Source organism: Streptomyces calvus (genome assembly GCF_006782915.1).
Taxonomy (GTDB): domain Bacteria; phylum Actinomycetota; class Actinomycetes; order Streptomycetales; family Streptomycetaceae; genus Streptomyces; species Streptomyces calvus.
The window spans coordinates 1-19666 of the sequence record NZ_VCNP01000052.1 but is presented as its reverse complement, the minus strand read 5'-3'; the positions used below and the strand labels follow the sequence as shown (position 1 = coordinate 19666).

Here is a 19666-nt window from a genome sequence, read left to right as displayed (position 1 = left end):
GTGCGCGTCGGGCACCCGGGCCGTACGGCGCGGGTGCCGCGGCAGGCACGGGTGGTGCCGCGGCAGGCACGGGTGGTGCCGCGGCAGGCACGGGTGGTGCTGCTGCGGCACAGGTGATGCTGCGGGCGGCACGAGCAGGTGCTGCGGCCGGGGCCGTGGTGCTGCCCCGGCCGGTGCCGTTTCGGGCGGCGCCGCGTGGTGCGGCGCGGCCGGTCAGTGGGTCGGGCGGGTGCGGGTCAGACCGCGAGTGCCTGGGCCCGGCGCTTCACCTCCGTGCCGCGGTTCTCGCTGAGGGCCTGGGCGGGCGTGCCCGGCAGGGAGGGGTCGGGGGTGAAGAGCCATTCCAGCATCTCCTCGACCGTGAAGCCGTCGTCCCGCAGGAGCGTCAGGGTCCCGGTCAGGCCCTTGACCACCTTGTCCCCGTCGATGAAGGCGGCGGGGACGTGCAGCGCGCGGTTCTCACCTCGGCGTACGGCGATGAGCTGGCCCTCCTTGACCAGCTGCCGGACGCGCGTCACCTCGACGCCGAGCCTTTCGGCGATGTCGGGCAGGGTGAGCCAGGCGGGGACGAGAGCATCGATCTTTGCGTCAATCTCGGTCACGGGAACAAGCCTGCCACCTGCCACTGACAGTCGGAAGCCGACCCCGCCCACCTGGCCGGACGCGTCGCCCGGAGCCGCCCGGCCGAGGCGTCACGCCGTCGCCGACTTCAGCGGCCTGGCCGGATCCGCCAGCAGCTCCGCGTCCATCGCCGCGCCCGCCTCGATCAGCCTGCGCCCCTGCGCCAGGTCGCGGGGCCGCCCCACCGCGAGCAGCGCCACCAGGCGGGAGCCGCGCAGCCAGCAGACGCTCCACGCCGCCGCGGCCGGGTCGCCGCGCCACACGGTGCGGTCGGCGTCCGCGTGGTGTCCCGCGTACTGCACGAAGCGTCCGAACTGCTCGGACCAGAAGTACGGCACCGGGTCGTACACGGCCGGTTCCCGGCCCGTGGCCGAGCCGAGGATGTTCGCGGCGACCGTGCGGGGGCCCTGCAGGGCGTTGTCCCAGTGGTGCACCAGCAGCCGCTCGCCGTAGCGCCCCGACGGGAAGGAGGCGCAGTCGCCGACCGCGTACACGTCCGGCAGGGAGGTCGTCAGATGGCGGTCGGCCACCACCTCGCCCCGCTCGCCGAGCTCGATGCCGGAGCCGGCCAGCCAGGCCGTCGCGGGCCGGGCTCCGATGCCGACGACCACGGCACCGGCGGGCAGCCGCGAGCCGTCGTCCAGGACCACGGTGCCGGGCTCGACCCGCGCCACGCGCGTGTGCGTGCGCAGCACGACGCCGGCCTCGGCGTACCAGGCGGTCATCGGGGCCGTCACCTCGGCGGGCAGGGCCTCGGCGAGCGGGCGCTCCGCGGCCTCCACGACGGTGACCGCGCAGCCCGCCTCGCGGGCCGCCGTGGCGAACTCCGCGCCGATCCAGCCGGCGCCGGCCACCACGATGTCCTGCTGCCGCGCGAGGACCGGCCGCAGCCGCTCGGCGTCGTCCAGGGTGCGCAGCAGATGCACGCCGGGGACGCCGTCGGAGCCCGGCAGCCGGACCGGTTCGGCGCCGGTGGCGATCACCAGGACGTCGTACGGGACGGGCCCGGCCTCGGTGTCCAGTGCGTGGTCGGCGGGGCGCAGTCCGAGCACCTCGCAGCCGAGCCGCAGGTCGATGCCGAGTTCCTCGAAGTCGACGTCGAAGGCGGATCCCTCGGCCGTGCCGAGCAGCACCGCCTTGGACAACGGCGGCCGGTCGTAGGGCTGGTGCGGTTCGGCGCCGATCAGGGTCACGGTGCCGGTGAAGCCCTGCTCGCGCAGGGCGGCCGCGGTCTGCACGCCGGCCATGCCCGCGCCCGCGACGACCACGCGCCGCGGCTCGGACCGTCCCGGTTCCTGCGTCTGCTCGCTCACCCGATCACCATAGACACCCGGCGGAACCCGGGAGGGTCACCTGCCGTCCCCGGGCAGTTGCTCCACCACGCTCGTCCCGCTGCCCGGCTGCGACTCCCACTCCCAGGTCTCCTCAAGACGCAGCCGGCCGTCGGGCAGCTCGACGACCGTCGACACGCAGTGCCCCGAGGCGGTCGTGCCGTCCCACCGGAGCTGTACGTAGCGGAAGTTCAGCCGGTCCCCGGCGCGGGTGCCCACCAGGTGTCCGCGCACCACGTCGCCGCCCGCGTACTCGGCCCAGACCTCGCCGTCCCGTTCGTGGTAGCGGAACCGGGTGCCGGTGCCGACCTGGCCGGGGGCCTGGTCGGCCACGGGGGCGAGGACGAGTCCGTCGAGGGATCGGTGCGACGGGGCGGAGTCCTCCGTCGCGGGGCGGTCGGTGACGGGCGGGCGGGTCACGAGGAGGCTCCCTTACGAGGTCGGTGGGCCGACGGCTAGGGTGGCCAAGGTAAAGCACTCGCGGGAGCCCGGACGCACCGGGCTGAGAGGGAGGCTGGCGGCCTCCGACCGTACGAACCTGATCCGGGTCATGCCGGCGAAGGGAGGGGCTGGACGCCCATGTCGCGCACGCGTTCCTCGGACGTCCTCGTCGTCGGGGGCGGAATCATCGGTCTGGTCACGGCCTGGCGGGCGGCGCAGCGCGGTCTCGCCACGGCCGTGGTGGACCCCGAACCGGGCGGCGGGGCCGCCCGGGTGGCCGCCGGGATGCTGGCCGCCGTCACCGAGCTGCACTACGGCGAGCACACCCTGCTCGGATTGAACCTGGCCTCCGCGCGCCGCTATCCGGACTTCGCGGCGGAGCTGACCGAACTGACCGGCCACGACCTCGGCTACCGCCGCTGCGGCACGCTCGCCGTGGCGCTGGACGCCGACGACCGCGCCCATCTGCGGGAGCTGCACGCGCTGCAGGAGCGGTCGGGGCTGGACTCGCAGTGGCTGTCCGGACGGGAGTGCCGGCGGCTGGAGCCGATGCTGGCGCCGGGCGTGCGCGGCGGCCTGCGCGTGGACGGCGACCACCAGATCGATCCGCGGCGGCTGGCGGCCGCCCTGGTGACCGCGTGCGAGCGCGCGGGCGTGGCCGTCCACCGCACGTGGGCGGAGCGGCTGGTCGTCGCCGGGGACCGGGCGGCCGGCGTGGTCACGGCGGACGGCACCGAGCTGGCCGCCGGGCAGGTGGTGCTCGCCGCGGGCAGCCTCAGCGGCCGTCTCGCGGGAGTGCCCGCGGACGTGCTGCCGCCGGTGCGGCCGGTGAAGGGTCAGGTGGTGCGGCTGGCGATGCCCGAACGGCTCGGCCCGTTCCTGACCCGTACCGTGCGGGCCGTGGTGCGGGGCAGCCAGGTGTACCTGGTGCCGCGCGAGAACGGCGAGCTGGTGATCGGCGCGACCACCGAGGAGCTGGGCTGGGACACGACGGTCACCGCGGGCGGCGTGTACGAGCTGCTGCGCGACGCCCACGAGCTCGTCCCCGGCATCACCGAGCTGCCGCTCACCGAGACCCGGGCGGGGCTGCGTCCCGGCTCCCCGGACAACGCGCCGCTGCTCGGCCCGACCGCGCTGGAGGGTCTGCTGCTGGCCACCGGCCACTACCGCAACGGCGTGCTGCTGACGCCGGTGACCGGCGACGTCCTGGCCCATGCCCTGACCACCGGCGAACTGCCGGAGGAAGCCCGTCCGTTCAGCCCCTTGCGCTTTCGCGCCACCGCACTCACGGAGCAGCCCGCATGAACGCCCGCCTCACCGTCTCGGTCAACGGCGAACCCCGGGAGTTCGCGCCCGGCACGGCCCTCGACCTGGTCGTGAAGTCCCTCACCGCGGCGCCCTCCGGGGTGGCCGCCGCCCTCAACGAAACGGTCGTCCCGCGCGACCGCTGGCCCACCACCCCGCTCGCGGACGGCGACCGGGTGGAAGTCCTCACCGCCGTCCAGGGAGGCTGACCATGGCCGACGATCCGTTCGTCCTCGGCGGTACGTCCTTCACGTCCCGCCTGATCATGGGCACCGGCGGGGCGCCGAGCCTCGACGTGCTGGAGCGGGCGCTGGTGGCGTCCGGGACCGAGCTGACGACCGTGGCGATGCGCCGGGTGGACCCCTCGGTGCACGGTTCGGTGCTGTCGGTGCTGGAGCGGCTCGGCATCCGGGTGCTGCCGAACACCGCGGGCTGCTTCACCGCCGGGGAGGCCGTGCTCACGGCCCGTCTCGCGCGCGAGGCGCTCGGCACCGATCTGGTCAAGCTGGAGGTCATCGCCGACGAGCGCACCCTGCTGCCGGACCCGATCGAGCTGCTGGAGGCGGCGGAGACGCTGGTCGACGACGGGTTCACGGTGCTGCCGTACACCAACGACGATCCGGTGCTGGCGCGGAAGCTGGAGGACGTCGGCTGCGCGGCGATCATGCCGCTGGGCTCGCCGATCGGGTCGGGGCTCGGGATCCGCAACCCGCACAACTTCCAGCTGATCGTGGAGCGGGCGGGCGTGCCGGTGATCCTGGACGCGGGCGCCGGGACGGCGTCGGACGCGGCCCTGGCGATGGAGCTGGGGTGTGCGGGGGTGATGCTGGCGTCGGCGGTCACCCGGGCGCAGGAGCCGGTGCTGATGGCGTCCGCGATGCGGTGCGCGGTGGAGGCGGGGCGGCTGGCCCGGCTGGCGGGCAGGATTCCGCGGCGGCACTTCGCCGAGGCGTCGTCGCCCACGGAAGGGCTGGCAGTACTGGATCCGGAGCGGCCCGCCTTCTAGGCGCCGGGGCCGGGGTCGGGGCGGGTGTGCGCGCGGGCACGGTGGCCGCGCCCGCCCGTGCCGCCCCGGCCGCGCGCCTGCCCGCGGCGAGGCGGCGGACCTGCCCGTGGTGCGGTGTCGGGGCGGCCGGGCGGCTGCGCGATACACGTCACAGGTCCGCTGCAACGGTGGGTGAACGGGACGGCGGTGTCGGTGGCGGATCGTAGACTCCCTGCGTGGACACGACCCTTCAGGACCCTCTGGTCGGGCAGGTGCTCGACGGCCGGTACCGCGTCGACGCGCGGATCGCGGTCGGCGGGATGGCCACGGTCTACCGGGCCGTGGACACCCGGCTGGACCGCGTCCTCGCGCTCAAGGTGATGCACCCCTCCCTCGCCGCCGACGTCTCCTTCGTCGAGCGGTTCATCCGCGAGGCCAAGTCGGCCGCCCGGCTGGACCACCCGAACGTCGTGCAGGTCTTCGACCAGGGCACCGACGGGCCGTACGTCTACCTGGCGATGGAGTACATCGCCGGCTGCACCCTGCGCGACGTGCTGCGCGAGCGCGGCGCGCTCCAGCCGCGGGCCGCGCTGGACATCCTGGAGCCGGTGCTGGCCGCGCTCGGCGCCGCGCACCGGGCCGGCTTCGTGCACCGCGACATGAAGCCCGAGAACGTGCTGATAGGGGACGACGGCCGGGTCAAGGTCGCCGACTTCGGGCTGGTGCGCGCCGTGGACACGGTGACGAACACCACCGGCACCGTGCTGGGCACGGTCTCCTACCTCGCCCCGGAGCAGATCGAGAGCGGCACCGCCGACCCCCGCGTGGACGTCTACGCCTGCGGCATCCTGCTCCACGAGATGCTGACCGGTGAGAAGCCGCACGACGGCGACTCGCCCGCGATCGTGCTCTACAAGCACCTGCACGACGACGTGCCGCCGCCGTCGGCGACCGTGCCCGGCATGGCGTACGAGCTGGACGAGCTGGTGGCGTCGGCGACCGCGCGCAACCCCGAGGTCCGTCCGCACGACGCGGTGGCGCTGCTCGCGCAGGTCCGCGCGGCCCGCGCCCGGCTCGGCGACGGGCAGCTCGACGCGATGCCGCCGCGGGCCCTGACGGTCGAGCACGACAACGCCGAGGACCGTACGAGCGTCATCCCGCGCTCGCTGACGGTGCCCCGCCCGCTCCCGGTCAACGAGGACGACGGGGACGACGACAGCGGCGCGGCGGACTCCTTCCACCGCACCAGCCGGTTCCGGTCGCCGCCGCTGCCGCCCCGGCGCCGGACGGCGCTGCGGCGCGGCCCGATGGCGGTCGTCGTGGCCGTGCTGCTGGTCCTCGGGGTCGGCACGGGCGTGTGGTACATCAACTCCGGCCAGTTCACCAAGGTCCCGCCGCTGCTGTCGAAGACCGAGCAGGAGGCCCGGGACCGGCTGGCGGACGCCGGGCTGGACGTCGGCGAGGTGACGGAGGCGTACAGCGACACCGTGGAGCGGGGCACGGTGATCAGCACCGATCCGAAGGCGGGCGCCCGGATCCGCAGCCACGACGCGGTGTCGCTCACCCTCTCCAAGGGCCCGCAGACCGTGCGGGTGCCCGACCTGGACGGCTATCCGCTGGACAACGCGCGGTCGCTGCTCGAGGAGGAGGGCCTGGAGCCCGGCATGGTCACCCGGTCGTTCAGCGGGACGGTCCCGCGGGGCTCGGTGATCTCCACCGAGCCGGGCAAGGGCACCAAGGTCCGCGCGGGCTCCGCGGTGGCGCTGACGGTGAGCAAGGGCCGCCCGGTGGACGTGCCGGACGTGACCGGTGACGACCTCGCGGACGCCCGCACCGAGCTGCGGGAGGCCGGGCTCGAGGTGAAGATCGCCGCCGAGCGGGTCAACTCCGAGCACGACGCCGGCCGGGTGGCCCGGCAGACCCCGGGCGCCGGACGGCAGGCCGCCGAGGGCGACACCGTGACGCTGACCCTGTCCAAGGGCCCGGAGATGATCGAGGTCCCGGACGTGGTCGGCGACAGCGTGGACGAGGCGAAGGCGAAGCTGGAGGGCGCCGGGTTCGCGGTGCGCGAGGACCGCGGGCTGCTCGGACTGTTCGGCGACACCGTCAAGGGCCAGTCCGTGGACGGCGGCGACACCGCGCCCAAGGGCTCGACGATCACCATCGAGATCCGCTGACTCCGCGATCACCATCGAGATCCGCTGACTCCGCCGACGGCCGGGCCGGGTGGCCATGACACCCTTGACGGGTGAAGAGTCACCTGTCCGGCCCCGCCCGCAACCCGGTCGGCGGCCACGTCCCTGTGGCCGGCGGCCTGCACTCCGTCGGTCTGTCGTACGCGCGTGAGCTGAACGCCGAGGCCGTGCAGGTCTTCGTCGCCAATCCGCGCGGCTGGGCCACACCGGCCGGCCGGCCGCAGCAGGACGAGGCGTTCCGCGCGGCCTGCGCGGCGGAGTCGATCCCGGCGTACGTGCACGCCCCGTACCTGATCAACTTCGGGTCGCACACCGAGGCGACCGTCGAGCGGTCCGTGGCGTCGCTGCGGCACTCGCTGCGGCGCGGGCGGGAGATCGGCGCGCTGGGCGTGGTGGTGCACACCGGCAGCGCGACCGGCGGGCGGGAGCGGCCGGTGGCGCTGCGGCAGGTGCGTGAGCACCTGCTGCCGCTGCTCGACGAGCTCACCCACGACGACGACCCGTTCCTGCTGCTGGAGTCGACCGCCGGGCAGGGCTCCTCGCTGTGCTCGCGCACCTGGGACTTCGGACCGTACTTCGAGGCGCTGGACGCCCATCCGAAGCTGGGTGTGTGCCTGGACACCTGCCACGTGTTCGCGGCCGGCCACGACCTGACCGGGCCGGCCGGGATGCACCGGACGCTCGATCTGCTGGTGGAGACGGTCGGTGAGGGGCGGCTGAAGCTGATCCACGCCAACGACTCCATGGACGTGGTCGGCGCGCACAAGGACCGGCACGCGAACATCGGCGCCGGGCACATCGGCGAGGACCCGTTCCGGGCGCTGATGACGCATCCGGCGACCGAGGGCGTACCGCTGATCATCGAGACGCCCGGCGGCAAGGAGGGGCACGCGGCGGACGTGGAGCGGCTGAAGAAGCTGCGGGACCTCTGAGAGACCGCGGGGACCGCCCGGCGGGCCGCGGTCAGAGGACCGCCCGGCGGGCCGCGGTCAGAGGACCGCCCGGCGGGCCGCGGTCAGAGGTCGGGGCCGTCCCCGGGCTCCTCCTGGTAGGAGTAGCGCTGCTCGCGCCAGGGGTCGCCGACGTTGTGGTAGCCGCGCTCCTCCCAGAAGCCGCGGCGGTCGGCGGTCATGTACTCCACGCCGCGGACCCATTTGGGTCCCTTCCAGGCGTACAGATGGGGGACGATCAGGCGCAGCGGGAAGCCGTGCTCGGCGGTCAGCAGTTCGCCGTCCTTGTGCGTGGCGAACAGCGCGCGCTCGGACATGAAGTCGGCCAGCCGCAGGTTGGAGCTGAAGCCGTACTCCGCCCACACCATCACATGGGTGACGTCCGGCGCGGGCGGGGCGATGTCCACGACGGTGCGCGCCGGGATCCCGCCCCATTCGGCGCCGACCATGCTGAACTTGGTGACGCAGTGCAGGTCGGCCACGACGGTGGTGTACGGCAGGGCCGTGAACTCCTCGTGGTTCCAGCAGTGCTTCTCACCGTCGGCGGTGGCGCCGAAGACCCGGAACTCCCAGCGCTCGGGACGGAATTTCGGGACCGGCCCGTAGTGCGTGACCGGCCAGCCCTTCTGCAGTCGCTGTCCCGGCGGGAGCTCGAACCGCGCCGCCCCCTGTGATGCGCGCTCCCCCGCTTCGCGTTCCGCCGGCTGACCCATGTCTCCATCCTGACAGACCAGGGACGATGCCCCTGAACCGGGCCCGGAAGATTCGGGCAATCAGGTACTAAATCGACTAAGCATGGACTTACTTACTAAGTGAAGACTTACTGGACGATCTTCCTCGCCGGTGCAATCATGCGCCCCAACCTGCCAGTTCCCGCGCGGAAGGAGCCCATGCGATGCAGGGCGACCCCGAGGTCATCGAATTCCTCAACGAGCAGCTGACCGCCGAGCTCACGGCGATCAACCAGTACTTCCTGCACTCGAAGCTGCAGGACCACAAGGGCTGGACGAAACTCGCCCAGTACACGCGCGCCGAGTCCTTCGACGAGATGCGGCACGCGGAGGTGCTCACCGACCGCATCCTGCTGCTCGACGGCCTGCCGAACTACCAGCGGCTGTTCCACGTCCGGGTCGGCCAGACGGTGACCGAGATGTTCCAGGCCGACCGGGAGATCGAGCTGGAGGCGATCGACCGGCTGCGCCGCGGGGTGGAGGTCATGCGCAACAAGGGCGACGTCACGTCGGCCAACGTCTTCGAGGCGATCCTGGCCGACGAGGAGCACCACATCGACTACCTGGACACGCAGCTGGAGCTGATCGAGAAGCTGGGCGAGGCGCTGTACCTGTCGACGGTGATCGAGCAGTCACAGCCCGACGCGTCGCACTAGAGGCGAACGCACCGGAGGATCACCAGAGGCCGTGAAGGCCTGCGCGCGGCCTAGGCCGCTTCCGGCAGCTTCGCCGCCAGCGAGGAATCGCCCTGGTCGATGAGCTGCCTGCGGGGGCAGGAACCGCGGCCGAGCAGTGCCTGGATGCGCCGTACGCAGCCGCCGCAGTCCGTTCCGGCCTTGCAGGCGGAGGCGATCTGCCGGGGCGTGCAGGCGCCGGCTTCCGCGTGGCTCTTCACCTGTTCCTCGGTCACACCGAAGCAACTGCAGACGAACACGCGGTTCACCTCCCGACGAAGTGCTGGGTCGTGCCGTACCGACCCTGGCCGGTGAGGCAAACCTAACCTTACCCGTCGCCCCGAGGGCGTGAAAGGGGGGTGGGGCGCGGTCCCGTGTGATCCGCGCCCCACCCCCTTTCGCCACTGGTCAGCGGCGGAGCCGATCACTGGTCGCGGTACATCTCCGCGACGAGGAACGCCAGGTCGAGCGACTGGCTGCGGTTGAGCCGCGGGTCGCAGGCCGTCTCGTAGCGCTGGTGCAGGTCGTCGACGAAGATCTCGTCGCCGCCGCCCACGCACTCGGTGACGTCGTCGCCGGTGAGCTCCACGTGGATGCCGCCCGGGTGGGTGCCGAGCGCCTTGTGGACCTCGAAGAAGCCCTTGACCTCGTCGAGCACGTCGTCGAAGCGGCGGGTCTTGTGGCCGGAGGCCGCCTCGAAGGTGTTGCCGTGCATCGGGTCGGTCACCCAGGCCACGGTGGCGCCGGAGGCCGTGACCTTCTCGACCAGCTCGGGGAGCTTGTCGCGGATCTTGTCCGCGCCCATGCGGACGATGAAGGTCAGCCGGCCGGGCTCACGCTCGGGGTCGAGGCGGTCGATGTACTGCAGCGCCTCCTCGGCCGTGGTGGTCGGGCCGAGCTTGATGCCGATCGGGTTGCGGATCCGCGACGCGAACTCGATGTGCGCGTGGTCCAGCTGCCGGGTGCGCTCGCCGATCCACACCATGTGCGCGGAGACGTCGTACAGCTGGCCGGTGCGGGAGTCGACACGGGTGAGCGCGGACTCGTAGTCGAGCAGCAGCGCCTCGTGCGAGGAGAAGAACTCGACGGTCTTGAACTCCTCCGGGTCGGCCCCGCAGGCGTGCATGAAGTTCAGCGCGTTGTCGATCTCGCGGGCGAGCTGCTCGTAGCGCTGGCCGGACGGGGACGACTTCACGAAGTCCTGGTTCCAGGCGTGCACCTGGCGCAGGTCGGCGTAGCCGCCGGTGGTGAAGGCGCGCACCAGGTTCAGCGTGGAGGCCGAGGCGTGGTACATGCGCTTCAGCCGCTCGGGGTCCGGGATCCGGGCCTCTTCGGTGAAGTCGAAGCCGTTGACGGAGTCGCCCCGGTAGGTGGGCAGCGTCACGCCGTCGCGGGTCTCGGTGGGCTTGGAGCGCGGCTTGGAGTACTGGCCGGCGATCCGGCCGACCTTCACGACCGGCACGGAGGCCGCGTACGTGAGGACGGCGCCCATCTGGAGCAGCGTCTTGAGCTTGTTGCGGATGTGGTCGGCGGACACCGCGTCGAAGGCCTCGGCGCAGTCGCCGCCCTGGAGGAGGAACGCCTCTCCCTTGGCGACGGCCGCCATCCGGGCGCGCAGCTGGTCGCACTCGCCCGCGAAGACGAGCGGCGGATACGACTCGAGGTCCGCGATCACTGCGCGCAGAGCCTCGGCGTCGGGGTACTCGGGCTGCTGCGCCGCGGGCAGGTTTCGCCAGGTGTTGCCAGCACTCGCGCTGGTCTTAGCGTTCACGGTCACGGCATCAACACTACGGGGTCGACACCGCCGTCCACCCCGCCGCTCACCAAGTGAGACGGGTGCCGCTCGCCCGCGCGGGGTGCCGCGAGGGCGGGACGGCGGTGGGCGCCGCGCAGCAGGCGGGGGGCGACGGGGTGACCGCGGCGGGCCGGCGCCCGGTGGAGGCGGCCCCACCGGTCGTGCAGCCGGCCCCTGCAGCTCGTCGTCACCCGCCGGGCCGGCTCGTCCACCAGGACCGACACCTGCCGGCGGTGGGCAGCGAGAGGCACCGCGCGACGCCGGGACCGTCCGCACCGGAGCCGGCCCGCACGTCCGGCCCGGCCGCGCCGTCCCCGCCTCGCTGCCCGCGGACGCGGAGCCGGAGCGCCGTCCGCAGCGGACGCTCGACCTGCTGCTGATGCGGTAGGGTGCGTCGCATGTTCGCGCACTCGATCCAGAACTGGTGGTGGACCGCTTCTCCGGCGGCCCACTGACTGCGCGTACGCACAGACTCCGCGAAGGCCGCCCGAGGGGCGGCCTTCGGTGTTTTCCGGGGTCGTTCCTCACCGCTCACGACAGACGCGACCGCCCGCGACGGCGGCGTCACCGCTCGCGACCGCGACGAAACGAGGAACGCACCATGGACCTGGCACAGCTCGTCACCGACGACCGCCCCTTCGCCCTGCTGCGCCGCCGCACGCCCGGCCGTCCCGTCGAGGACGGCGACGTGGTCGAGTTGCTGATCGGCCCCGTCGGCGTCCGTGAGCGCCTGGCCGAACTGCCCGACACCTGCCTGGCGCTCGTGCCGTTCCGGCAGATCCGCGAGCGCGGCTTCGACGTCCGCGACGACGGCACCCCGCTGCTGGTGCTGACCCCGCAGGAGCGCCACGACATCCCGCTCGCCGACGCCCTGTCGCAGCTGCCGTCGCACGCGGTGCGGGTGACCGGCGGCGGCTTCGACGTGGCCGACGAGGAGTACGCCGAGATCGTCGGCCGGGTGCTGCGGGAGGAGATCGGACGGGGCGAGGGCGCCAACTTCGTGATCCGGCGGACGTACGAGGGCGAGATCCCCGGGTTCGGGCGGGCCGACGCCCTCGCGCTGTTCCGGCGGCTGCTGGAGGGCGAGCGGGGCGCGTACTGGACGTTCGTCGTGCACACCGGCGGGCGGACGCTGGTCGGGGCGAGTCCCGAGGTGCATGTGCGGGCGTCGGGCGGGACGGTCGTGATGAACCCGATCAGCGGGACCTACCGCTACCCGGCCGAGGGCCCGACGCCGGAGCACCTGCTGGAGTTCCTCGCCGACGGCAAGGAGATCGAGGAGCTGTCGATGGTCGTCGACGAGGAGCTCAAGATGATGTGCACCGTCGGCGACATGGGCGGTGTGGTGGTCGGGCCGCGGCTGAAGGAGATGGCGCACCTCGCGCACACCGAGTACGAACTGCGCGGCCGCTCCTCGCTGGACGTGCGCGAGGTGCTGAAGGAGACCATGTTCGCGGCGACCGTCACCGGGTCGCCGGTGCAGAACGCCTGCCGGGTCATCGAGCGGTACGAGCCCCTCGGGCGGGACGGCGTCGGACGCGGTTACTACGCGGGCGCGCTGGCGCTCCTCGGCCGGGACGCGAACGGCGCCCAGACCCTGGACTCCCCCATCCTCATCCGCACCGCCGACATCGACGCCCGCGGGCGGCTGCGGGTGCCGGTCGGGGCCACGCTGGTGCGCGGCTCGGACCCGGCGGGCGAGGTGGCGGAGACCCACGCCAAGGCGGCCGGGGTGCTGGCCGCGCTGGGCGTGCGCCCGGGCCGCCCGCGCCTGCGGGCCGTACGGCCGCGGCTGGCCGACGACCCGCGGGTACGGGCGGCGCTGGACGGGCGCCGGGCCGCGCTGGCGCCGTTCTGGCTGCGGATGCAGGAGCGGTCCGACACGCTGACCGGGCACGCGCTGGTGGTCGACGGGGAGGACACCTTCACCGCGATGCTCGCGCACGTACTGCGCGCGGGCGGACTGGAGGTGACGGTGCGCCGGTACGACGAGCCGGGGCTGCGGGAGACGGTGCGCGCGCACGAGGGGCCGCTGGTGCTGGGCCCCGGCCCGGGCGACCCGTCCGACACGGCCGACCCGAAGATGCGGTTGCTGCGCGCGCTGGCGGCCGAGGCCGTCCGGGAGAACCGGCACGGCGTCCTCGGCGTCTGCCTCGGCCACGAGCTGATCGCGGCCGAGCTGGGCCTGGAGATCGTACGGAAGGAGGTCCCGTACCAGGGGGCGCAGACGGAGATCGACCTGTTCGGGCGGACGGAGACCGTCGGCTTCTACAACAGCTTCGTCGCGCACTGCGACGAGGACGCGCTGCGGGAACTGGCCGCGCACGGCGTCGAAGTGAGCCACGCGGCGAACGGCGAGGTGCACGCGCTGCGCGGGCCGGGCTTCGCCGGCGTGCAGTTCCACCCGGAGTCGGTGCTGACGCTGAACGGCGCGGCGGTGGTGCGGGAGCTGATGGGTCGGCTGTGCGGCACCGACGCGTTCCCGGCGCGGCGGCCCGCGCTGTAGTCGAGGGCCGCGAGCCGCCGAGCCGCCGAGATCCGTCTCTTCGTGCCGTCCATTCGTCTCGTCGGCGGGGACCGTCTACTCGTCGTCGAGGCCGCGCTCTATGGCGTAGCGGACGAGTTCCACGCGGTTGTGCAGCTGGAGTTTGCCGAGGGTGTTCTGCACGTGGTTCTGCACGGTGCGGTGGGAGATGACGAGCCGTTCGGCGATCTGCTTGTAGCTGAGGCCCTTGGCGACCAGGCGCAGCACCTCGGTCTCCCGGTCGGTCAGCCGCGGTGCCTTCGCCGCGTCGTCGCCCGGGGCGGGGCCCGCCGGTTCGGAGGCGAGGCGGCGGTACTCGCCGAGGACCAGCCCGGCCAGGCCGGGGGTGAACACCGGGTCGCCGACGGCGGTGCGGCGCACCGCGTCCTGGAGGTCCTCGGTGGAGGCGGACTTCAGCAGATAGCCGGTGGCGCCGGACTTCACCGCCTCCAGCACGTCGGCGTGCTCGCCGCTGGCCGACAGCACGAGCACCCGGACGGCGGGGTTGTCGGCGACGACCTCCTTGCAGACCTGGACGCCGGGCCTGCCGGGCAGGTTCAGGTCGAGGACGAGGACGTCGGGTGCGGCGGCCTTGGCGCGGCGCACCGCCTGGTCGCCGTCGCCCGCGGTGGCGACCACCTCGAAGCCGGACTCGGACAGGTCGCGGGCGACGGCGTCGCGCCACATGGGGTGGTCGTCCACCACCATCACCCTGATGGGGCCCTGTCCGGCTCCTGCTCCGGCTGCCGTGTCCGTCATCGCTGCTCCGCCTTCCCCCGGGGTTCGTTCGTGGTCTTCGGGTCCTTGGGCACGGTCAGTTCGACCTCGGTGCCCTGTCCCGGCACCGAGATCAGCTCCGCGCGGCCGCCGAGGTCGCGCAGCCGGCCCCGGATGGACAGCGCCACGCCGAGCCGCCCCTCACCCTCGGCCTGGGCGAGCCGGCCCTCGGGGATGCCGGGGCCGTCGTCGCGGACGGTGACGGTCACCTCGTGCGGCTCGTCCTCGACCAGGATCCACGCGCAGGCCCGCTCACCGGCATGTTTGCGCACGTTGTCCAGGGCGGCCCCGACGGCGGCGGCCACCTCGCGCGCGGCGAGCGGGGCCAGCCGGACCGGCGCTCCCGGCTCGACCAGGCTGACCCGGGCCCCGGCGTAGGGGGCGAGCAGCGCGCGCAGGTCGACCGGCTCGTCCGCGTCGTCGTCCGTGCTCCCGGCGTCCGCGGCGTGCCGGTCCGCGGTCCGTACGGCGCTGTCCGCCGCGGTGTCGGGCGAGGTCCGGGAGACCGGTACCAGGCCGCCGGAGACCAGGGTGCGCAGTGCCACCTCCTGCTCACCGGCCATCCGGCCCAGTTCGGCCGCCTCGCCGCCGATCACCGCGCCACGTCGCTGCACCATGGCGAGGACCTGGAGCACGCTGTCGTGGATGTCCCGCGCGAGCCGCTCCCGCTCCCGGGTAGCGGCCTCGATCTCCAGGGCGCGGGCGAGGGTGCGCTCGGAGGCGCGGGCGACCTCCACGACGTAGCCGATGGCGATGGAGGCGACCCAGACGAGGATCACGTTGTGCACGGTGTCGCGGGCGGGGCCGCCGCGCTCGACGAGGTTGGCGACGGCGACCAGGGTGGAGGCCAGGGCCGCCCAGCGCCAGCCGCCCTTGATGGCGAAGGCGAGCACCGCTCCGGCGGTCCATATGGACGGCAGGGTGGGGCCGCCCGCCTGGACGCGTTCGTGCGCGTCGGCGAACGGGGTGAGCAGGATGCCGGTGAGCGCGATGGTCAGGTCGACGGCGAGGAACGGCTTGGTGCAGGCGGCGGCGCTCGCGACCCTGGGCAGGGTGGCCAGGGTCCACACCGTCAGGACGGCGTAGTAGGCGACGGCAGGCCAGGGGCGGATGAACTCCTCGTGGGCGGCGGCGAACAGGCCGACCGCGTACACCAGGGCGAGGATCCGGTAGCCGGCCAGTGCGCGCCACAGCGGCTGCTCGACCGACATGCGCATGACTTTCTCGCGGCTGGCCATGTCCCCCACTCCCCCGGACCCCGTCTAGGGGTCGGACCGTCGCTCGGTCTGCTCGCGGCCGGGCTGCTCCATCGCGGCCCTCAGCTTCTCGGCCTGTTCCTTCTCCGCCCGCGCGAGTGCGGCCTTCGCCGCCTTCTCGGCTTCCTTCTCCGCCTTGGCCGCCTCCGTGAGCTGCCGCTTCATGGCGGTGGCGTACATGTCGACGTACTCCTGGCCGGAGAGCTTCATGATTTCGTACATGACCTCGTCGGTCACCGCGCGCAGGACGAAGCGGTCGTGGTCCATGCCCTGGTAGCGGCTGAAGTCCAGCGGCCGGCCGATCCGGATGCCGGGGCGCATCAGCTTGGGCACGACCTTGCCGGGCGGCTGGATCTTCTCCGTGTCGATCATGGCGACCGGGATGACGGGCGCGCCGGTGGCCAGCGCCACGCGGGCCAGGCCGCCGGGCTTGCCGCGGTAGAGGCGGCCGTCGGGCGAGCGGGTGCCCTCCGGGTAGATGCCGAACAGCTCGCCGCGCTCCAGGACCTCGATGCCGCTCCTGATCGCGGCCTCGCCGGCGCCGCGCGCGCCGGAGCGGTCCACCGGGAGCTGGCCCACGCCCTTGAAGAAGGCGGCCGTCAGCCGGCCCTTGACGCCCGGCGTGGTGAAGTACTCGGCCTTGGCGATGAAGGTGACCTTGCGGTCCAGCACGGCGGGCAGGAAGAACGAGTCGGAGAACGACAGGTGGTTGCTGGCCAGGATGGCGGGGCCCTCGGCGGGGACGTTCTCCAGGCCCTCCACCCAGGGTCTGAAGGCGAGCTTCAGCGGCCCTCCGATGGCGACCTTCATCGTGCCGTACAACAACCGAGTGCCTCCTGTGTCTGTCGGTCAGACCATATCCCGGAGCACCGTCAAAGGGCCCGACGGCCCTGGTCGGTGTCAGTGCGGTCGCGTACGGTGAAGGTCCTGCAATCCGTGTGCCGCCCGTCCGGCCGGTCCGACGCGTGCCGGCCTCTCATCCGTACCTTCTCGCGAAGTGTCCGTACCTTCCTACGAACAGGAGGCCGAAGGTGCCGCTGCTCGCCGGAGCCGAGCCGTTCCGTCACGAGGGCGGGGAGACCGCCGTCCTCCTCTGCCACGGCTTCACCGGTTCACCCCAGTCGCTGCGCCCCTGGGCGGAGCATCTCGCCGGGCACGGCCTGACCGTCTCGCTGCCGCTGCTGCCCGGGCACGGCACCCGCTGGCAGGACCTCGGGGTCACCGGCTGGCAGGACTGGTACGCGCAGGTGGACCGCGAGCTGCGGCTGCTGCGGGAGCGCAGCGAGCGGGTGTTCGTGGCCGGCCTGTCGATGGGCGGTGCGCTGGCGCTGCGGCTGGCCGCGCTGCACGGCGACGCGGTGAGCGGCGTCATGGTCGTGAACCCCGCCAACCGGGTGCACGGCGTCGCCGCGCACGCCCTTCCGGTGATCCGCCATCTCGTTCCGGCGACCAGGGGCATCGCGAGCGACATCGCGAAGCCGTCGGTCACGGAGCTGGGCTACGACCGGGTGCCGCTGCACGCGGCGCACTCGCTGCGGACCTTCCTGCGGCTGCTGGACGGCGAGCTGCCCCGGGTCACCCAGCCGCTGCTGCTGCTGCGCAGCCCGCAGGACCACGTGGTGCCGCCCGCGGACTCGGCGCGGATCCTCGGCCGGGTGTCGTCGACGGACGTGACGGAGGTCCTGCTGGAACAGAGCTACCACGTGGCGACGTTGGACCATGACGCGGAGCGGATCTTCGAGGAGAGCACCGCGTTCATCGGCCGGCTCGCACCCGGTGCCGTCAGGGAGCCCGGTCTCGGCAAGGAAGGGACGACCGCAGGTGGCTGAGCACGACTCGGACCGCGAGGACCGCGAGGACCGGGAGAATCGCGAGGACCGCGAGGACCGCGAGAATCGCCGGGACCGTGAGGACCGCCGGGGCCGCGAGCCGGAGGAGACGGCGGGCGTCCCCTTCGACGAGGACGCCGCATGGGCGGCGATCGTCGCCGGATACGGCGAGGAACCGCCGGACCCGCCGGGTGCCAAACCGTTCAAGTCGGTCGAGGACCTGGCGCTGCTGGAGCCCGAGACCAACGAGGAGGGCGGCGTCGGGGCCGAGGCGCCCGCGCGGAAGGCGGAGGACAAGCCGGCCAAGCCGCTCGGCGGCTCGGTGTCCTTCGCGCCCGGCGTCGGCCCGCGCGACTACAGCGTGGCCGAACCGTCGGACGACGACCTCGACGAGAGCGACGAGGGCCACTTCGTCCCGCCGGAGCCGCCGCCGCTGCCGGAGGCCGACGTCACCTCGAAGTTCGCCTGGCTCGGAGTGCTCGGCGGGCCGCTGCTCCTGCTGCTGGCGATACTGCTCGGCTGGGAGATGACCTGGTGGCTGAACACGCTGTGCATCGGCGGTTTCCTGGGCGGCTTCGCCACGCTGGTCGTGCGCATGCGCACCGACGACGAGGACGACGACGACCCGGGCCGGGGTGCGGTGGTCTGACGCCGCTCAGGCACCCGGGACTCTGAGGGCGGCCAGGACCGGGAGGTGGTCCGTGGCGGCCCTCAGGTCGTTCTCGGTCACGCCCGGCTGCTCGATCGGCACGCCGCAGCCCAGCACCTCCACGCCCTTGGTGGTGAAGAGGGCGTCGATGCGGCGGTGCGGGGCGTCGCGCACCCAGGTGTGTTCGCCGCCCCAGGGAGCGGCGGCCCAGCAGTCGGTCAGGGACTCGGCCAGCCGCCGGAAGGTGCGCCCGTCCGGCCGCTCGTTGACGTCCCCGCCGGCGACGGCGTGCTCCACGCCCATCGCGGCGAGCCGGTCGAGGAGCATGCCGCCCTGCTCGTACCGCTCGTTCCGCTCCAGCGACAGATGGCAGCTGAGCACCCCGAGCCGCGCCCCGCCGAACCGTACGACGGCGGTGGCGAACCCGCGCCGGTGCTGCCCGGGCGTCAGCGGCAGCAGCACGTCCTCGGTGCGCTCGACGGTCGCCCGCAGCGAGCACAGGATCGCCGGACCGGCGGCCGTGGCACCTCCGGAGAGCATCACCAGCCCGGACTCGGAGGCGAGCCGGGCGATCTTCTTGCGCCAGCGGAAGAAACGCGGCGCCTCCTGGAGGAGGACGAGATCGGGCGCGCAGGCGGAGATCACCCGGGCGAGGGCGCCGGTGTCGTCGCGCATCGAACGGACGTTGTAACTCAGGACCCGGACGACGGCCGAACCGTCGGCCTCGGTCCGGGAGCCGGGCAGCAGCGGAGTCGTCGCCATGCGGATCAAGATACGCCGCCCGGCACGACACCACGCGGGTCAGCGCCGCACGCGACCGAGGAAGTCCTGCCACGCGGCCGGAGAGACGACGAACCGCGGCCCGTCCTGTGTCTTGGAGTCCCGCACGTGCACGGCGTCGCCTGCGAAGGCCACTTCCACGCAGTCGTCGCCCTGAGATCCGCTGTAGCTGCTCTTGAACCAGTCCAGCTCACTGTGGGTGCTCACTTGGCTCCCGCACGGCCGAGGAAGTCACGCCACGCGGACGAGGACACCACGAACCGCGGCCCGTCCATTTCCTTGGAGTCCCGCACGTGCACCATCCCAAGCGCGAAGGCCACCTTGACACAGTCGTCGCCTTCGGACCCGCTGTAGCTGCTCTTCAACCAGTCCAGCTCGCTGACGGTGTTCATAGCGCTCCCCTCATCCGCTGCAACAACTCCACCGAGTCCGCCGGGGACAAGGTCTGTGAGCGCATCTTGGCACAGCGCATCTGCATCACACTCACTGCTTCTCGGTCACACACGAGCTGCCCCGTCTTCTGCCCCTCGGAGTAGCCCACCCACTGCCGCTCCGAGGTCTCAAGAAGCCGCATCGGCCCATCCGTCCCCGCGTGATACGGCTGCCGGACCGCTGAGCCGCTCGGCAAGCTGCTCCTGGGTGAGGAGCGCACGTTCCCGGAACGCCTTCAAGGCCGCCCCGAACGCCTTGAGACTGTCGGACGACTCGAGCGTGCTGCCGTTCGCCATGGACGACGACCCCCTTGTCACGTTGCCGGCAACCTTGCAGCCGTACAACGCTCCGGTCGGCGGGCCGGGTTACGAGCGGGGCCTCTGCTCGGGCC

General features: G+C 73.0%; 22 protein-coding genes, 1 pseudogene and 1 riboswitch. Of the genes and pseudogenes, 10 read left to right on the top strand and 13 right to left on the bottom strand.

All coding sequences use genetic code 11. The annotated features are described in order from the left end of the window. Positions 1 to 236: 236 nt before the first annotated feature. From FGW31_RS25690 to FGW31_RS25680, 3 genes are all read right to left on the bottom strand, one after another. Complete coding sequence (locus FGW31_RS25690) at positions 237 to 602, bottom strand: Rv2175c family DNA-binding protein (protein WP_125507055.1); 366 nt, start codon at positions 600 to 602, stop codon at positions 237 to 239. Between the two features lie 90 nt (positions 603 to 692). Beyond that, positions 693 to 1934 carry an NAD(P)/FAD-dependent oxidoreductase gene (locus FGW31_RS25685; RefSeq protein ID WP_182674610.1) on the bottom strand — a complete coding sequence of 414 codons (1242 nt, stop codon included), beginning with the start codon at positions 1932 to 1934 and terminating at the stop codon, positions 693 to 695. Between the two features lie 36 nt (positions 1935 to 1970). Beyond that, positions 1971 to 2372 (bottom strand): hypothetical protein, encoded by a 402-nt coding sequence (locus FGW31_RS25680; protein WP_142195892.1) that lies wholly within the window; start codon positions 2370 to 2372, stop codon positions 1971 to 1973. Between the two features lie 50 nt (positions 2373 to 2422). Then, a riboswitch (TPP riboswitch) is annotated at positions 2423 to 2534 on the top strand. Between FGW31_RS25680 and thiO the strand changes: the two genes are divergently transcribed. The 5 genes from thiO to FGW31_RS25655 all read left to right on the top strand — a co-directional run bounded on the left by thiO (position 2532) and on the right by FGW31_RS25655 (position 7810). Next, complete coding sequence (gene thiO, locus FGW31_RS25675; RefSeq protein ID WP_142195891.1) at positions 2532 to 3698, top strand: glycine oxidase ThiO; 1167 nt, start codon at positions 2532 to 2534, stop codon at positions 3696 to 3698. Its footprint overlaps the riboswitch before it by 3 nt. Continuing rightward, positions 3695 to 3907 (top strand): sulfur carrier protein ThiS, encoded by a 213-nt coding sequence (gene thiS / locus FGW31_RS25670; protein ID WP_142195890.1) that lies wholly within the window; start codon positions 3695 to 3697, stop codon positions 3905 to 3907. Before thiO ends, thiS begins: the two co-directional genes overlap by 4 nt. Before the next feature lie 2 nt (positions 3908 to 3909). Beyond that, positions 3910 to 4704 (top strand): thiazole synthase, encoded by a 795-nt coding sequence (locus FGW31_RS25665; RefSeq protein ID WP_142195889.1) that lies wholly within the window; start codon positions 3910 to 3912, stop codon positions 4702 to 4704. Between the two features lie 215 nt (positions 4705 to 4919). Continuing rightward, positions 4920 to 6860: a Stk1 family PASTA domain-containing Ser/Thr kinase gene (pknB, locus tag FGW31_RS25660; RefSeq protein ID WP_142195888.1), complete on the top strand. Its 1941-nt coding sequence runs from the start codon at positions 4920 to 4922 to the stop codon at positions 6858 to 6860. Positions 6861 to 6931: 71 nt separating this feature from the next. Continuing rightward, positions 6932 to 7810 (top strand): deoxyribonuclease IV, encoded by an 879-nt coding sequence (locus FGW31_RS25655; RefSeq protein ID WP_142195887.1) that lies wholly within the window; start codon positions 6932 to 6934, stop codon positions 7808 to 7810. A gap of 83 nt (positions 7811 to 7893) precedes the next feature. On the opposite strand, the gene FGW31_RS25650 is transcribed toward FGW31_RS25655, so the two are convergent. Further along, the gene (locus FGW31_RS25650; RefSeq protein ID WP_142195886.1) at positions 7894 to 8541 is read right to left on the bottom strand and encodes a sulfite oxidase-like oxidoreductase; all 648 of its coding nucleotides are present in this window, start codon (positions 8539 to 8541) and stop codon (positions 7894 to 7896) included. A 182-nt stretch (positions 8542 to 8723) separates the two neighbouring features. Here FGW31_RS25650 and bfr point away from each other — a divergent pair, with 182 nt between their 5' ends. Beyond that, positions 8724 to 9215: a bacterioferritin gene (gene bfr / locus FGW31_RS25645; protein WP_142195885.1), complete on the top strand. Its 492-nt coding sequence runs from the start codon at positions 8724 to 8726 to the stop codon at positions 9213 to 9215. Between the two features lie 50 nt (positions 9216 to 9265). Here bfr and FGW31_RS25640 read toward each other — a convergent pair whose 3' ends face one another. Both FGW31_RS25640 and FGW31_RS25635 read right to left on the bottom strand, forming a co-directional pair. Continuing rightward, on the bottom strand, positions 9266 to 9502 hold the full coding sequence (locus FGW31_RS25640; protein ID WP_182674608.1) for a (2Fe-2S)-binding protein: 237 nt from the start codon (positions 9500 to 9502) through the stop codon (positions 9266 to 9268). Between the two features lie 155 nt (positions 9503 to 9657). Then, positions 9658 to 11010 carry a class II 3-deoxy-7-phosphoheptulonate synthase gene (locus FGW31_RS25635; protein WP_142195883.1) on the bottom strand — a complete coding sequence of 451 codons (1353 nt, stop codon included), beginning with the start codon at positions 11008 to 11010 and terminating at the stop codon, positions 9658 to 9660. A gap of 416 nt (positions 11011 to 11426) precedes the next feature. Here FGW31_RS25635 and FGW31_RS36255 point away from each other — a divergent pair, with 416 nt between their 5' ends. Then, positions 11427 to 11483 carry a trp operon leader peptide gene (locus FGW31_RS36255; RefSeq protein ID WP_142195936.1) on the top strand — a complete coding sequence of 19 codons (57 nt, stop codon included), beginning with the start codon at positions 11427 to 11429 and terminating at the stop codon, positions 11481 to 11483. Between the two features lie 146 nt (positions 11484 to 11629). Next, entirely contained in the window at positions 11630 to 13534 is a 1905-nt protein-coding gene (locus FGW31_RS25625) for an anthranilate synthase family protein (RefSeq protein WP_142195882.1), read from the top strand. A gap of 75 nt (positions 13535 to 13609) precedes the next feature. Here the strand turns inward: FGW31_RS25625 and FGW31_RS25620 are convergent, their stop codons facing one another. The 3 genes from FGW31_RS25620 to FGW31_RS25610 are packed head-to-tail and all read right to left on the bottom strand — an operon-like array spanning position 13610 to position 16395. After that, positions 13610 to 14311 (bottom strand): response regulator, encoded by a 702-nt coding sequence (locus tag FGW31_RS25620; RefSeq protein WP_142195880.1) that lies wholly within the window; start codon positions 14309 to 14311, stop codon positions 13610 to 13612. After that, positions 14308 to 15567 carry a MacS family sensor histidine kinase gene (gene macS, locus FGW31_RS25615; RefSeq protein WP_142195878.1) on the bottom strand — a complete coding sequence of 420 codons (1260 nt, stop codon included), beginning with the start codon at positions 15565 to 15567 and terminating at the stop codon, positions 14308 to 14310. Before macS ends, FGW31_RS25620 begins: the two co-directional genes overlap by 4 nt. Positions 15568 to 15591: 24 nt before the next feature. Beyond that, entirely contained in the window at positions 15592 to 16395 is an 804-nt protein-coding gene (locus FGW31_RS25610) for a lysophospholipid acyltransferase family protein (protein WP_142195935.1), read from the bottom strand. Between the two features lie 221 nt (positions 16396 to 16616). Here FGW31_RS25610 and FGW31_RS25605 point away from each other — a divergent pair, with 221 nt between their 5' ends. Next, a complete protein-coding gene (locus FGW31_RS25605) occupies positions 16617 to 17414 on the top strand; it encodes an alpha/beta hydrolase (protein WP_142195877.1) in 798 nt (265 codons plus the stop codon). Next, positions 17407 to 18063, top strand: coding sequence for a hypothetical protein (locus tag FGW31_RS25600; RefSeq protein WP_142195876.1), 657 nt, complete (start codon positions 17407 to 17409; stop codon positions 18061 to 18063). Before FGW31_RS25605 ends, FGW31_RS25600 begins: the two co-directional genes overlap by 8 nt. Before the next feature lie 6 nt (positions 18064 to 18069). Here FGW31_RS25600 and FGW31_RS25595 read toward each other — a convergent pair whose 3' ends face one another. From FGW31_RS25595 to FGW31_RS35290, 4 genes and pseudogenes are all read right to left on the bottom strand, one after another. Then, positions 18070 to 18825 carry an endonuclease/exonuclease/phosphatase family protein gene (locus FGW31_RS25595; RefSeq protein WP_142195875.1) on the bottom strand — a complete coding sequence of 252 codons (756 nt, stop codon included), beginning with the start codon at positions 18823 to 18825 and terminating at the stop codon, positions 18070 to 18072. A gap of 39 nt (positions 18826 to 18864) precedes the next feature. Then, the gene (locus FGW31_RS25590; protein ID WP_142195874.1) at positions 18865 to 19050 is read right to left on the bottom strand and encodes a DUF397 domain-containing protein; all 186 of its coding nucleotides are present in this window, start codon (positions 19048 to 19050) and stop codon (positions 18865 to 18867) included. Beyond that, the gene (locus FGW31_RS25585; RefSeq protein WP_142195873.1) at positions 19047 to 19235 is read right to left on the bottom strand and encodes a DUF397 domain-containing protein; all 189 of its coding nucleotides are present in this window, start codon (positions 19233 to 19235) and stop codon (positions 19047 to 19049) included. The genes FGW31_RS25590 and FGW31_RS25585 overlap by 4 nt, the downstream gene beginning before the upstream one ends. Further along, positions 19232 to 19441 (bottom strand): annotated as a pseudogene (locus FGW31_RS35290) (Scr1 family TA system antitoxin-like transcriptional regulator); the annotation flags it as partial. The gene FGW31_RS25585 and the pseudogene FGW31_RS35290, both read right to left, overlap by 4 nt. Positions 19442 to 19666 lie beyond the last annotated feature (225 nt).